Origin of the sequence: Azospirillum sp. TSO22-1 (assembly GCF_003116015.1) — a bacterium.
In the GTDB taxonomy this organism is placed as follows: Bacteria; Pseudomonadota; Alphaproteobacteria; order Azospirillales; family Azospirillaceae; genus Azospirillum.
Window position 1 is genome coordinate 1 of record NZ_LGQZ01000041.1, and the last position, 13251, is coordinate 13251.

Annotated in this window: 11 protein-coding genes and 1 riboswitch; of the genes, 6 read left to right on the top strand and 5 right to left on the bottom strand. The window is 72.8% G+C overall.

Annotation, left to right across the window (positions count from 1 at the left end; genetic code table 11):
* The 3 genes from TSO221_RS12250 to ccmI all read left to right on the top strand — a co-directional run.
* On the top strand, window positions 1-1292 hold a 1292-nt coding region (locus tag TSO221_RS12250; protein ID WP_199229462.1), incomplete at its 5' end, for a cytochrome c-type biogenesis CcmF C-terminal domain-containing protein.
* Window positions 1293-1295: 3 nt separating this feature from the next.
* Window positions 1296-1760: a cytochrome c-type biogenesis protein gene (locus tag TSO221_RS12255; protein WP_109118779.1), complete on the top strand. Its 465-nt coding sequence runs from the start codon at window positions 1296-1298 to the stop codon at window positions 1758-1760.
* A complete protein-coding gene (gene ccmI, locus TSO221_RS12260; protein WP_109118780.1) occupies window positions 1757-3133 on the top strand; it encodes a c-type cytochrome biogenesis protein CcmI in 1377 nt (458 codons plus the stop codon). The genes TSO221_RS12255 and ccmI overlap by 4 nt, the downstream gene beginning before the upstream one ends.
* A 58-nt stretch (window positions 3134-3191) precedes the next feature.
* Here ccmI and bluB read toward each other — a convergent pair whose 3' ends face one another.
* Together bluB and TSO221_RS12270 are read right to left on the bottom strand one after the other, a co-directional pair.
* Complete coding sequence (gene bluB / locus TSO221_RS12265; protein WP_109118781.1) at window positions 3192-3902, bottom strand: 5,6-dimethylbenzimidazole synthase; 711 nt, start codon at window positions 3900-3902, stop codon at window positions 3192-3194.
* A gap of 45 nt (window positions 3903-3947) precedes the next feature.
* A riboswitch (cobalamin riboswitch) is annotated at window positions 3948-4131 on the bottom strand.
* 28 nt (window positions 4132-4159) lie between these two features.
* Window positions 4160-4834: a hypothetical protein gene (locus TSO221_RS12270; protein WP_109118782.1), complete on the bottom strand. Its 675-nt coding sequence runs from the start codon at window positions 4832-4834 to the stop codon at window positions 4160-4162.
* Between the two features lie 389 nt (window positions 4835-5223).
* Here TSO221_RS12270 and TSO221_RS12275 point away from each other — a divergent pair, with 389 nt between their 5' ends.
* Both TSO221_RS12275 and TSO221_RS12280 read left to right on the top strand, forming a co-directional pair.
* Window positions 5224-6678 (top strand): 4Fe-4S binding protein, encoded by a 1455-nt coding sequence (locus tag TSO221_RS12275; RefSeq protein WP_247878023.1) that lies wholly within the window; start codon window positions 5224-5226, stop codon window positions 6676-6678.
* A gap of 41 nt (window positions 6679-6719) precedes the next feature.
* Window positions 6720-7283 (top strand): iron transporter, encoded by a 564-nt coding sequence (locus tag TSO221_RS12280; protein WP_109118783.1) that lies wholly within the window; start codon window positions 6720-6722, stop codon window positions 7281-7283.
* Window positions 7284-7358: 75 nt separating this feature from the next.
* On the opposite strand, the gene TSO221_RS12285 is transcribed toward TSO221_RS12280, so the two are convergent.
* On the bottom strand, window positions 7359-7715 hold the full coding sequence (locus TSO221_RS12285) for a hypothetical protein (RefSeq protein WP_109118784.1): 357 nt from the start codon (window positions 7713-7715) through the stop codon (window positions 7359-7361).
* Window positions 7716-7892: 177 nt separating this feature from the next.
* Window positions 7893-8984, bottom strand: a complete 1092-nt coding sequence (locus TSO221_RS12290) for a M48 family metalloprotease (RefSeq protein WP_109118785.1) — start codon at window positions 8982-8984, stop codon at window positions 7893-7895.
* Between the two features lie 152 nt (window positions 8985-9136).
* Between TSO221_RS12290 and TSO221_RS12295 the strand changes: the two genes are divergently transcribed.
* Window positions 9137-9622: a hypothetical protein gene (locus TSO221_RS12295; RefSeq protein WP_146208787.1), complete on the top strand. Its 486-nt coding sequence runs from the start codon at window positions 9137-9139 to the stop codon at window positions 9620-9622.
* On the opposite strand, the gene TSO221_RS12300 is transcribed toward TSO221_RS12295, so the two are convergent.
* Window positions 9619-12921 carry a PAS domain S-box protein gene (locus tag TSO221_RS12300; protein ID WP_158284066.1) on the bottom strand — a complete coding sequence of 1101 codons (3303 nt, stop codon included), beginning with the start codon at window positions 12919-12921 and terminating at the stop codon, window positions 9619-9621. The genes TSO221_RS12295 and TSO221_RS12300 overlap by 4 nt on opposite strands.
* Window positions 12922-13251 lie beyond the last annotated feature (330 nt).

Consider the following 13251-nt stretch of genomic DNA (forward strand, 5'->3'; position numbering starts at 1 on the left):
GCTGGGGCGGCTGGTGGTACTGGGACCCGGTCGAGAACGCCTCGTTCATGCCGTGGCTGGCCGGCACCGCGCTGCTGCACTCGGCGATCATCGTCGAGAAGCGCGACACGCTGAAGACCTGGACCATCCTGCTCGCCATCGTCGCCTTCAGCCTCAGCCTGCTCGGCACCTTCCTGGTGCGCTCGGGCGTCATCAGCTCGGTGCACTCCTTCGCCTCCGACCCGGGGCGCGGCCTGTTCATCCTCGGCCTGCTGCTGGCGACGGTCGGCGGCTCGCTGGGCCTCTACGCGGTGCGGGCGCCGGTGCTGAAGTCGGGCGGGCTGTTCTCCGGTGTCAGCCGCGAGGGCTCGCTGGTGCTCAACAACGTGCTGCTGGCCACCGCCGCCGGCACCGTGCTGCTCGGCACGCTGTACCCGCTGTTCGCCGACGCCCTCAACCTCGGCAAGCTGTCGGTGGGGGCGCCCTTCTTCAACGCGGTGTTCGTGCCGCTGTCGGTGCCGCTGGTGCTTGTCATGGCGATCGGCCCGCTGCTGGCGTGGAAGCGCGGCAACCTGATGCGGGCGCTGAAGACGCTGAGCCCGGCGGTGGCGGTCGCGCTGGCCGTCGCGGCGGCGACGCTGCTGTTCGGCGGCTCCAGGTCGCCGTGGTGGGCGGCGCTCGGCACCGGGCTGGCCGCCTACCTCGCGGTCGGTACGCTGGCCGAAACCGTCGAGCGCGTCCGGCTGTTCCAGATCCCCGTGGGCGACAGCCTGCACCGGCTGGTGCACCTGCCGCGCTCGGCCTACGGGCTGTTGCTGTCGCACCTCGGGCTGGCGCTGGTGATCGCCGGCATCACCGGTTCGTCGGCCTGGAAGGTCGAGAGCATCCAGACCCAGCGCATCGGCGAGACGGTGACGGTCGCCGGCTACGGCTACCGCCTCGACGCGGTCGAGGAGGCGCGCGGGCCCAACTACGTCGCCGCGCGCGCCACCTTTACGGTGACCAGGGACGGCAAGCCCTTCACCGTGATGTACCCGGAAAAGCGCATGTACATGCAGCCGCAGCGCCCGACCACCGAGGCGGCCATCGAGACGACCGTCCTCGGCGACCTCTACGCGGTGATCGGCGACAATGAGAAGGGCGCCTTCGTCACCCGGCTGTACTTCAACCCGCTGGTGCCGTGGCTGTGGGCCGGCGGCATCCTGATGGCGCTGGGCGGGCTGGCCAGCCTGTCCGACCGCCGCCACCGCATCGGCGCGCCGGTGCGGGCGCGCGCCGCGTTGCCGTCCGGCAGCGCGGCCGGGAGGGCCTGAGCCATGAAGCGTCTGCTCTTCGCCGCCCTGCTGCTGGTGCTGCCCGCCTCGGCCGGCGCCGTGATGCCCGACGAGGTGCTGAAGGACCCGACGCTGGAGCTGCGGGCCCGCGAGATCAGCAAGGACCTGCGCTGCCTCGTCTGCCAGAACCAGTCCATCGACGATTCCGACGCGCCGCTCGCCCGCGACCTGCGCGTCATCGTCCGCGAGCGGCTGACCGCCGGCGACAGCGATGCCGACGTGGTGCGCTACCTCACCGACCGCTACGGCGATTACGTGCTGCTGAAGCCGCCGGTCAAGGCGACGACGGTGGCGCTGTGGACCGCGCCGGCGGTCCTGCTGCTGCTGGCGCTGCTGGCCGCGCGCCCGCTGCTGCGCCGCCGCGCCGCCGAGGCCGCCCCGGCGCCGCTCAGCGAGGCCGAACAGGCCCGCCTGCACCAGATCCTGTCCAACGGAGGCCAGGCATGATGACCTTCTGGCTCGTTCTCGCCGCGCTGACCGCGGCGGTTCTCGCGCTCCTGCTGCTGCCGCTGCTGCGCCGGGGCGACGCGTCGGCGTCCGACCGCGCCGCGCACGACGTGGCGGTCTACCGCGACCAGCTCGCCGAGGTGGAGCGCGACGTCGAGGCCGGCCTGCTCACGTCCGACCAGGCCGAGGCGACGCGGATCGAGGTCCAACGCCGCATCCTCGGCGTCGGCCGCGACGGCGCCGCCCGGCCGGTGGGGCGCGGCGCGCGCCTTGTGCTGGCCGGCTCGCTGGCGGTGTTCGTGCCGGCGGTGGCGGTCGGGCTTTACGATCACCTCGGCGTGCCGGGCCTGCCCGACAAGCCGTACGACGTGGCGCAGGCCGAGCGCCAGCAGCTCGGCGGCGACCAGGACCCGACCATCCTGGCGATGATCGAGGGGCTGTCGGCCAAGCTGACCGGGAACCCGAACGACGTCGAGGGCTGGCAGCTGCTCGGCCGCTCCTACCGCGCGCTGAACCGGCTGGACGAAGCCGCGGCGTCGCTGCGGCAGGCGGCCAAGCTCGGCAGCACCGACCCGGAGACCTACGCGACGCTCGGCGAATCCATCACGCTGGCCGGCGGCGGCGCGGTGACGGCGGAGGCCGGCAACGCCTTCCGCAACGCGCTGCGCCTGCACCCGGGCGACCCGCGCTCGCGTTTCTACCTGGGGATGGAGGCGATGCAGCTGGGTGACGCCGTGCAGGCGGTGGCGATCTGGCGCGACCTGGAGAAGGACTCCGCCCCCGAGGCGCCCTGGCTGCCGTTCCTGCGCGAGCGCATGCGCGAGGCCGCCGCCTCGGCCGGCGTCGCTCCGGAGAGCGTGCCGCCGCAGTCGCCGGTCACCGCGTCGGTGGGCGACGCCCGCCACGAGCGCGCCGCCCCGGCCCAGCGCGACACGCCGGAAATGGTCAAGGCGATGGTCGCGCAACTCGCCGACAAGCTGGCGCAGGACGGCGGCGACGTGGAGGGCTGGGTGAAGCTCGGCCGTTCCTACCGGGTGCTCGGCGACATGGAGAAGGCGCGCGACGCCTACGCCAAGGCCGTGGCGCTGAAGCCAACGGACGTGCAGACCAGGATGGACTACGCCGACGTCCTGCTGCTGATGGCCGGCGAGCCGGAGCAGTTGCCGGACGCGTATGTCGCGGTGATGCGCGAGATCCTGGCGCTCGATCCGGCGAACGCCGACGCGCAGTACTTCGTCGGGCTGGCCGAGCTGCAGGCCGGCCGCTACCGGCTGGCGCGGACGCACTGGTCGAAGCTGCTCGGCGGGCTGGATCCGAAGTCGGCCGAGTTCAAGGAGCTGAAGAAGCAGATCGAGGAGTTGCCGGAGGGCTGAGCGGGCGTTCGGGGTTTTCGGGACGGGGCCGCGCGGGTGTCGCGCGGCCCCCTTTCCGTTACGGCTGGAGATGCTCCAGCAGCGGCTCCGCTCCGGAGCGCTCCTGCCAGCGGTCGAACCAGACGGCATCCCGCAGCGGCGTGCGCGGCAGCCAGCCGGCGGTTTCCAGCTCGGGCTTCTCGAAGAAGTGCGAGACGCGGCCGACGCACAGGTAGGCGATCGGCCGGATCGACGGCGGAATGCCCAGCGCCTTGCGCAGGTCGGCGTGCCGCATGATGCTCACCCAGCCGACGCCGAGGTTCTCCGCCCGCGCCGCCAGCCACAGGTTCTGGACGGCGCAGACGGCGCTGTAGAGGTCCATCTCCTTCTGGTGCGTCCGTCCGACAACGACCGGGCCGGTGCGGCGGCGGTCGCAGGTGACGCAGATGCCCACCGGCGCCTCGAGAATGCCTTCCAGCTTGAGCGTGCGGTAGGTCCGCTGCCGGTCGCCCTCGAACATCGTCGCGGCTTCGGCGTTGGCGGCGGCGAAGGCGTCGTGCACCCGCCGCTTGGCCTCGGGATCGCGCACGACAATGAAGTCCCAGGGCTGCATGAAGCCGACCGAGGGGGCGTGGTGCGCGGCCCGCAGCAGGCGTGCCAGCGTCGCGTCCGGGATCGGATCGGCTAGGAACTGGCCGCGGACGTCGCGCCGCTGGCGGATGCACCGGTAGACGCTGTCGCGCTCGGCGGCGGAAAAGTCGGGATTGCTCTGGATCAGACTGGCTTCCATGGTGTCCCCTGCATGGGAAAGCGCGAGCCGCCGCCCGTCCATGGCGGGGCCCTATGGCTTTCAGGCCGGTCTTCTGACTCGGGTTCATCCCGTTCGGACGCCTTCCCAGCGCGGGCCAGTGGCGTGTGTCCGGACGGTCCCCCTCACAGCGTTGGGCACGTGGCGGAGTCGCACCGCCTTCCCGATTCTCCCGGGGAAAGCCCCGGGCACCTGAAGCGCGGCCATTCCTACACCGAAGGCGCGGCGCGATCCAGCCCTCAGCTCGGCTTCGGCGCGTCGCCGGCCTGGGCCGGTTCGGCCGGCTTGCCCTCCGCCGGCGCGTCCGCCTTGCGCTCCTGCTGCTGCGGGGCCTTCTTGTCGCGCTTGGCCGTCTTGGCTTGCCAGGACTTTTCGGCCGGGGTGGCGTTCTGCGGGATCGACTTGGCGGGCGAGGGCAGGGGCATCATCGGCTTGGTGCCCGCGGCGTCGGCCGAGGCGTCCACCTTCACCGCCGGGCGCGGCACCGCGGGTGGTGCCTTCTGCTCGGGGTACTGCGGCTTGGCGACGACCTGGGTGTCCTCCGGCTTGGCGTCGGCGGGCGGCGTCGGCTTGCTCTCCGCCGGCTTGGACTCGACCGGCTTGGGCTCGGTCGGGGCCTTGTCCTTGTTATCGACGCGCTCCTGCGCCTTCTTCAGGATGGCGACGTCCGAATCCTCTCCGGGCTTGCCGTCGCCGCCCTTCTTGCCCTTCTCCGCCTCCGCCTCGGCCTTGGTCTTGACGATGACCTTGCGGCGGCGCGCGCCGTCGCGTTCCTCGGCGTAGGTCGGCTTCTTGGCGACCTCCAGCTTGGCGCCGGTCACGAACTGGATCAGCGTCTGGTTCGTGTCCCACAGGCCATAGCATCCGCAGAGCGGAAGGCTGAGCATGGCGGCGAGGACGAGACGGCGGGACATGGTTCCGAACCACGGCTGCGGGAGGGGCGCCGCACGGACGCCCGCCGGGTTCCATGCCAAAGCCGGGCCACTGCGGCACGGTCGCAAAAAATTGTGGGCTGCCCGCCGCCGCTGGCACGCGCCTTGCGGATGTCAGCGTGCACAGCGCGGCTTCACGATCTCTCCCAACGCCGCTTCCTCGACGCACCGCCCGTTTCCACGGCCGGTGCGTTTTCTTTTACGGGGTGCCCCGCCCGCCGGCTTCCCCACGCCGGGAAGCGATTCCCGGAAATGGAAACGCCGGAACGGACTCCCAACCTTGGGAACGCCGCGCACACCGGGCGCCGCGTTGGTCCGGATCTTGCTGCCGTGTCCGCGGGCGTCGAGCCCGATGCAACCGGACACCTGCCATGAGCGGCAACACCTCCCAAGCCCGGACCGTGGAGTCCACCCCCTGCGCGATGCGCCGCGCGCCGGCGCGGCCGTCGGCCGTCGCCGCGCTGGCCCGCGCCGTCGAGGGCTTCTTCGTCCGCCACCGCCGCCGGCTGGCCGCCGTGCACGCGGCGATGTTCGTCGTCTTCATGACGATCATCTTCGGCCCGCTGTTCACGCCGGAAGCGCCTCCGGGCGCCGGGGCGTTCGACCACATCACGCCGTTCGCCTCCTACGTGCTGTGGGGGCTGTGGTTTCCGCTGGTGTTCCTGTCCGTCATTTTTACCGGGCGCTCCTGGTGCGGCATCCTCTGCCCGATGGGCGCGGCGGCCGAGTGGGGCAACCGCTTCGGCCCGCAGTGGGGCATTCCCGCCTGGATGCGCTGGGAAGGCCTGCCGGTGGTCAGCTTCCTGGTCATCACCATCCTCGGCCAGACCGTCGGCGTGCGCGACCACCCGGAAGCCGCGGCCGGCGTGTTCGGCGGCACCATGGCGGCGGCCATCGCCGTCGGCTTCCTGTACGGCCGGCGCCGGCGCGCGTGGTGCCGGCACATGTGCCCGATCGGCCTGCTGCTCGGCGTGTTCTCGCGCCTCGGCGCGGTGGAGTTCCAGCCGAAGCTGCGGCTGCCCGGCGGCGAGGCCTACACCGAGCACGGCGTCTGCCCGACCATGATCGACGTGACGCGCAAACAGGAATCGCGCCACTGCATCGAGTGCTTCCGCTGCGTCAACCCCGAGGCCAAGGGCGGCGTCGCACTGCGCCTGCGCCGGCCGGGCGAGGAGGTGGAGGAGATCCGCCGCCACCACGCCAGCCCGATGGAGGTATGGTTCCTGTTCATCGGCACCGGCATCGCGCTGGGCGGCTTCCTGTGGCAGATCCTGCCGGTGTGGCAGGACCTCCGGCAGGCGTTCGGCGAATGGGCCATCGAGCGCGACCTGCTCTGGCTCGCCGAGCCGGGGCCGGCGTGGCTGATGAGCGTCCACCCGGAGCGCCGCGAGGTCCTGGTCTGGCTCGACTTCTTCCTGATCGTCGCGGCGATGCTGGCGGTGATGGCGCTGTACGCCGCGCTGCTGGGCGCCACCACGGCCGCCGCGGCGCGCCTCGCCGGCCGGGCCGGGGCGGATTCCGGCTTCGCCCGCCGCTTCACCGAGCTGGGCTACCAGTACGCGCCGGTGGCCATGGTGTCGCTGGCCGTCGGGCTCGGCACCGCGCTGTTCGCGCCGCTGCAACTGCTCGGCTTCGGGCCGGAGGCGGTGCGCGCCGCCAAGGGCCTGCTGTTCGCCGCCAGCCTGGTGTGGAGCGGCTGGCTCGGCTGGCGCATCCTGGCCGGCCAGGGCGTGGCGGCGCCGCGGCGCTGGCTGCCGCTGCTGCCCGGCGCGCTGGGCAGCGCCGCCATCGCGTTCGGCTGGTGGCCGGCGCTGTTCGGCCTGTGATCCGGACTTTGACGACCTTCCGTTTGCCTGAGGATTTCCCGATGAAGACCCTGTACGCCCTTCCGCTCGCCGCCCTGCTGCTGGGCGCCGCCGCCCCGGCGGCGCTCGCCGCCGGCCGCGACATCGGCGCCGCCGAGCGCGAGGGCATGAGCATCGTCACCCGCTACATCCAGGCCGTCGAGGTGGAGACCGGCGACGAGTCCGGCAAGCCGGCCGCCAACCCGCACGCCGGCCACGGCGGCCCGGCTGACGCCCACCTGGAAGCGGTGATCACCGCCACCAGGGACAACGCCTACGGCTTCTTCCCCGGCGCCTTCGTGCCCTACCTGCAGGTCGAGTACATCGTGCGCAAGCAGGGCACCGACTGGGTCGGCGACGGCGTGCTGAAGCCGATGATCGCCTCGGACGGCCCGCACTACGCGGCCAACCTGCTGCTGAACGGGCCGGGCAAGTACACGGTCGAGCTGATCGTCGCCCCGCCGTCGGCCAAGGTGTTCCCGCGCCACCTCGACAAGGAGACCGGCGCGAAGCCCTGGTGGCAGCCGGTGTCGCTGGAGTGGGCGTTCACCTTCGTCGGCAGCACCGGGAAGAAGGGCGGGTATTGAGCTGCCCTCCCGGCACCGCGCCGAACAAAAAAGGCCGGGCGTTTTGCCCGGCCTTTTCCGTGGGGTGTCCCCCGTTCATTCCGCCTGGATGGCGGCGATGACGTAGACGCCCGCGAAGGTGCGGTTCAGGTCGGCGGCGTGGAGGTTGCGTTGCAGCGTGCCGTCGGAATGGCGCACCGCCATGCCCGGCTTCACCGCGGCGCGCGGGGCGGCCAGCCAGCGGCGGCCGTCCTCGTCCTCGACCAGGGCGTAGGTGTGGTCGGCGGTGTCGTAGGCCTCGATCACCGTCGCGGTGAAGGGCATCTCGACCGCGAGGGAGAGGGCGGTGCCGGCGCGGTGCAGCGGTGCGGCGTCGCGCGGGGTGGCGGAGGACAGGGCGGCCGGAGCGGCGATGGCCAGCAGGGCGGCGAGGGCGGTCAGAGTGCGCGTCATGGCGGTCTCCCTTGTCCGGTGCGCGGGTCCGGGGGCCGGTGCCGCGCACCCTGGTCTTCGCAAGGGGCGTGCCAGGGGCGGGGACCCGTGATTCCGCGGAATCGCCCCGCCGGGATTCCCCGTTCCCGGAAAACCGCGCCGCGGCATTCCCGCAGCGGAGACGGAGCCGTTCCGTGGTCAGCGCGGACGGATCTCCGGGCGCAGCTCGGTGCCGGCGCGGCGCTTCGCGTCGATCTCGCGGGCGGCGGACTCCAGGGCGACGAAGCGGGCGGGGTTGGTCGGGTGGCTGGTGGACATGGTGATGGTGCGCGGGTTGACCGCCGCCAGGCGGCGCCAGACGCCGGCCGCCGCCGCCACGTCGACGCCGGCGCGCGCCGCGTAGTAGGCGCCGACGTAGTCGGCCTCCGCCTCGAAGTCGCGGCCGTAGGCGCCGCGCGCCACGTCGGCCCAGTAGCCGCCGAGATGCTCCGCCCCGGTGAGCAGGTCGAGGACGGCGCCGACCGTCGAGCCGGCACGCGCGTTCTCCTCGCGCTTGTCCATGTGCTCCATGGCGTTGTGGCCCAGCTCGTGGCCGAAGATCAGCCCCAGCTCGTCGTCGCCGGCGAAGTCGATCATGCCGGTGGTGAAGCGCACCGAGCGGCCGTCGGCGAAGGCGTTGACCACGCTTGCGCGCTCCAGCAGCACGTCGTAGTCGCACCGCGGCGTGGGCGTCAGCCGAAGCTCCAGCGGTTTGCCGGCCCGGTTCAGCGACAGCGCGACCGGCCGGCCGCCCTCGGCCGCGCGCTTCAGCAGCGCCTGGACCTGCGGGAGCGTGTCGCGGCCGGTCGGCATCGGCTCGCCGTCCACCGCCAGCAGCCGGTCGCCGGCGCGTGGCCGGTCCGGCCCGGCGGGGCCGGTGTCGGCGAGCACCACGACGGCCGGATCGTTCTCGAAGTGGCGCAGGAAGTTGGCGGCGAACGGGCTGTCGGAGCGGTTCATCGGCACCACGCCGAGGTCGTGGCGCACCCGCCGGCCGCACAGCGGTGCGTTGGCCTCCAGCACGCGGGCGCCGATGGCGTGCAGGCGTTGCAACTGGGTGATGCCGTCGGCGCCGCCGGGCGCGGCGGGCGGGGCGAACAGGCCGGCGAGGCCGCGTTCGGCGGCGAGGCGGAACTGCAGGTCGGCCTCGGCGCGCTGGCGGTCCTCGTTGATCCTCGGCACCTCGGCCACCGGGCGGCTGCACGCCGCCAGGACGGTCAGCGCCGCCAGCACACCCCACCGCATCCGCATCGGCTTCCTCCACATCCAGGCCGCCGCGCGGCCGCAAGAAGCGTGCCGGGCGCCGGCTTTGTCACGTGTTCCCCGGCGGGGGAGGGACTATGCTGTTGCGAGGTCCGGATGGCCTGGGTAGAAGCGGAACGGTCTGTCGCGGAGCGGTGGTGGTGAGAAGACGCGCGTCCTTCCTGGCGGTCCTGGCGACGGTGCCGGCCCTGCTGTGCGCCGCCCCGGCGCGGGCGGGCAACGCGGACGACGCCGCGGCCCTGTGGGACTGGGTCGCCCGCACCATCGCCGTGGTGGCGCGCTGCGCCGACCACGACGCCGAGCGGCGCGAGGAGCACCTCGACATCCTGGAGCAGTACTTCGATGACGTGAAGGACGCCCAGGCCAAGATCGAGGCGGTGCTGGCGCAGGAGGCCGCGCGCGCCGGCTCCCGCAACCCGGCGCGCGACACCGCGCGGCGCATGGACGAGGTGCTGGTCAGGGCGCGTGCCGCCCTGGACGAGCAGAACCAGGGCCACGACATCCGCTTCGTCAAGAACGTCTGCAAGGGCCTGCCCACCGAGTACCGCGCCGGCAAGGCGCAGTTCGCCCCGCTGGCTGAACGGTTTCCTGGGGAGAGCCGGGCGATCGGGATCGCGGCGCGCTAGATGATCGGGATCGGCACCCGGTCCCGGTAGGCCTGCAGCGCCGCCAGCCCTTCCTGCGCCGCCGCCTCGACGAGGGCATGCAGGGCGCGCACGGCGGCGAGGTCGCCTTCGTGCGCGGCGGCGCAGAGCTGGCGGCAGCGCGCCGGCAGCACGCGCAGGCCGACGTTGCCGGCGTAGGACACCATCGCGTGCGCCCGGCGGTCGACCGCCGCCAGATCGTCGCCGGCGGCGCGCAGGGCGGCCAGCCGCCCGGGCGCCGAGTGCAGGAAATCGTCGATCAGTTCGGCGCAGGAGCCGTTGCTGAGCGATTCCCGCAGCTCATCCAGGATGAACTCGTCCAGCACCGGCAGGTCGGCCTCGTCGGGGTCGAGGGCGTAGGCCATGCGGGCGGCGGCGTTCTGCACGGCGGCCAGCAGGGCGGCGCGCTCGATGGGCTTCAGCACGTGGCCGTCCATCCCGGCGTCGCGGCACTCCTCGATCTGGCGGGGCAGGGCGCCGGCGGTCAGCGCCAGGATCGGCAGCCGCCCGACCGGCGGCGGCAGGGCACGGATGGCGCGCGCCGCCGCCAGACCGTCCATCACCGGCATCTGCACGTCCATCAGCACGAGGTCGTAGCGGGCATGCTGCACGGCGTCCAGCGCCTCGGCGCCGGTCTCCACGGCGTCCACCACGTGCCCGGCGAGGCGCAGGATGGCCGAGGCCACGGTGCGGTTGCTGTCGAGGTCGTCGGCCACCAGGATGCGCAGCGGGTGCGGTGCGGCGGCCGGTGCCGGCTGCGGCGCGCATGGCGCGGTGTGGGGCGCGGCGGCGAGCAGCGCGTCGATCTTCGCCTTCAGCTCCAGCGCCGCGAACGGCTTGGGCAGCATTTCGTAGACCGGCCGCGCGTCGTCGCCGTTGGCCACCGCGTGCGTCGCGAAGCCGGAGGTGACGATGATGCCCGTCGCCGGCCACAGACGCTTCACCTGCTGCGCCAGCTCGATCCCGCTCATGCCCGGCGGCATGATGACGTCGGTGACCAGCAGGTCGATCGCCTCGCCGCCGTTCAGCACCGCCAGCGCCTCGTTGGCGTTGCCGGCCTGCAGCACGCGGTGGCCGTAGCCCTCCAGCACCAGCACGGTGGCCTGGCGCAGCAGCGCGTCGTCGTCCACCACCAGGATGCTGGCGACGCCCGGCGCCTGCGCGGCGGCGGCGCACGGGGCGGGCAGGCGGACCAGCCGTTCCGCCGGGAGGCGCGCGGTGATGGTCGAGCCCTGGCCGACACGGCTGCTCAGCGTCAGCGTGCCGCCGTGCAGTTCCACCAGGTGCCGGGTCAGCGGCAGGCCGAGGCCGGTGCCGGTGAGCTGGCGGTTGGCGGTGTTCTCCACCTGCTCGAACGCCTGGAGGACGCGCGGCATGTCCTTCTCGTCGATGCCGATGCCGGTGTCGGAGACGGTGACCGCCGGCGCCCCGTCCTGGAGATCCACCGTCACCGTGACCCGCCCGCCCGAGGGGGTGTACTTCACCGCGTTGGCCAGCAGGTTCAGCAGGATCTGCCGGATGCGCTTCTCGTCGGCGCGGATGAACTGCGCCTCGGGTGCCACGCTGGCGCCGAGCGCGACGCCGGAGCGTTCGGCGCGCGCGGTGATCATGCGGGTGCAGAAGCGCACGGCGGCCGACAGGTCCACCGTGTCCTCGTCCAGGCGCAGGCGGCCGGCCTCGGCCTTGGCGTGGTCGAGGATCTCGTTGATCAGGCCCAGCAGGTGCTGGCCGCTGTCGCGGATGTCGGAGCCGAACTGCACGTACTGCCGGTCGCCGGCCGGGCCGAACGCCTCGCGCGCGATCAGGTCGGCGAAGCCGATGATGGCGTTCAAGGGCGTGCGCAGCTCATGGCTGAGGCCGGCGAGGAAGTTGCTCTTGGACTGGTTGGCGCGCTCCGCGGTGCGGCGGGCCTCCTCCAGGTCCTCCTCCATGCGCCGACGGTCGGAGATGTCGCGGATGACGAAGACGAACTCCTCCGCCTCGCCGGTGCGCGGGTCGGTGAGCAGGCGGGCCGACGCCTCCGTCCACACCCAACTGCCGTCGCGGTGCTGCATGCGGAAGCTGCCGGTGCCGCGTGGGCTGCCGGGCGTCAGCCGGGTGAACAGGGCGCCGGCCGTGTCCCGGTCGTCGGGGTGGACGTGCGCCGTGAAGCTCTGGCCAGTCAGCTCTCCCGGCCGGTAGCCGAACAGGTCGTGCACCGCCCCGGAGCAATAGGTGCGCACCCCGTCCAGCGACACCCGCACGATCACGTCGGAGACGTTCTCGGCCAGCAGGCGGTAGCGCGCCTCGCTCTCGCGCAGCGCCGCGTCGGACTCGACCCGCTCGGAGATGTCGCGGATCACCATGACGTAGGCCGGCGCCTTGCCGGCGGTGCGGCCGGCGAAGGCGCTCACCCCCACCTCGACCCACACCCAGCGCCCGTCGGCGTGGCGGATGCGGCCGGTGAAACGCGATTCCGGCGCGGGCGGGGTGTGCCCGCCGCCGGGCAGCGCCCCGGCGGCCAGCCGGTCGGCCGGGTGCAGCAGGTCGATGAAGCGCTGGCCGATCAGGTCGGACGGCGCGCAGCCCACGATCTCGCGCACGGCGCCGGAGGCGAAGGTCAGCACGCCGTCCGGCCCGACCTTGCCGATCACGTCGGACACGGCGTCGGCGATCAGGCGGTAGCGGGCCTCGTTGTCACGCAGGGCGCGCTCGCTCTCGACGCGGCGGCGCTCGCGCAGCAGCAGCGTGCCGAGAAACGCGGTGCCGAGCGTCGAGATGGTGATCAGCATCGCGCTGTCGTCGCGCAGCCGCGCACCGCGCAGGTCCGCCGGCAGCAGGAACGCACAGGCCACGTAGGCGAGGCCGGTGCACAGGCCGAGCAGCACCATGTGCCGGCTGCCCAGCCGCACCCGGCGGGCCGCGGCGATGCGGGCGAAGCCGACGCCGATCAGCGCGGACGACACGATGGTGCCCAGGCCGGCGTACATCCCGGCGCCGCCGAGCCACACCCGGTAGGCGGCGGCCATCGCGGCGGCCAGGGCGGCGGCGACCGGCCCGCAGATCGGGCCGGCGAGCCCCAGCATCACCGAGCGCGCGTCGATGATGACGCCCGCCGCCACCGGAACCGGCTGCACCATCGAGATCAGCGTGCCGGCGCCGAACAGCGCGCCGCACACCAGCGGCCACAGCCGGGGGCGGCTGGCGAGCCGGTGCTCCAGGTCGCCGTAGAGGATGGCGACGAGCGCAAGCAGGCCGACTCCCTTCAGGAGCTCGACCAGCGCTTCCGCCCAAGACAACATCCCCAATTGCATCGCCGACGCTTTCCTTCACGCCGCAAGGCGCCGCTACGGTAGCCAATGGTCTCCACACGCCACGGAATGGACATTATACCAAAGGCTTGGTGGTTAAGTTTCTGTCAAACCACGTCCGTATGGACGCTTCATAAGGCCGATTTATTCGGCGATCCGAGATCGGGCTCCGTCCGGCGCCAAGGCGGTGCCGCCACCATCCAGCGCCGGACGCGTTCGACGGCCGCCGCAAGCAGCCATCCCAGGAGCGCCGCGACGCCCCGGACCAGCTTTTGACATTGGTCAAGCGGCAGGCGGTGCGCCGCAGAACGCTCGTCCCGT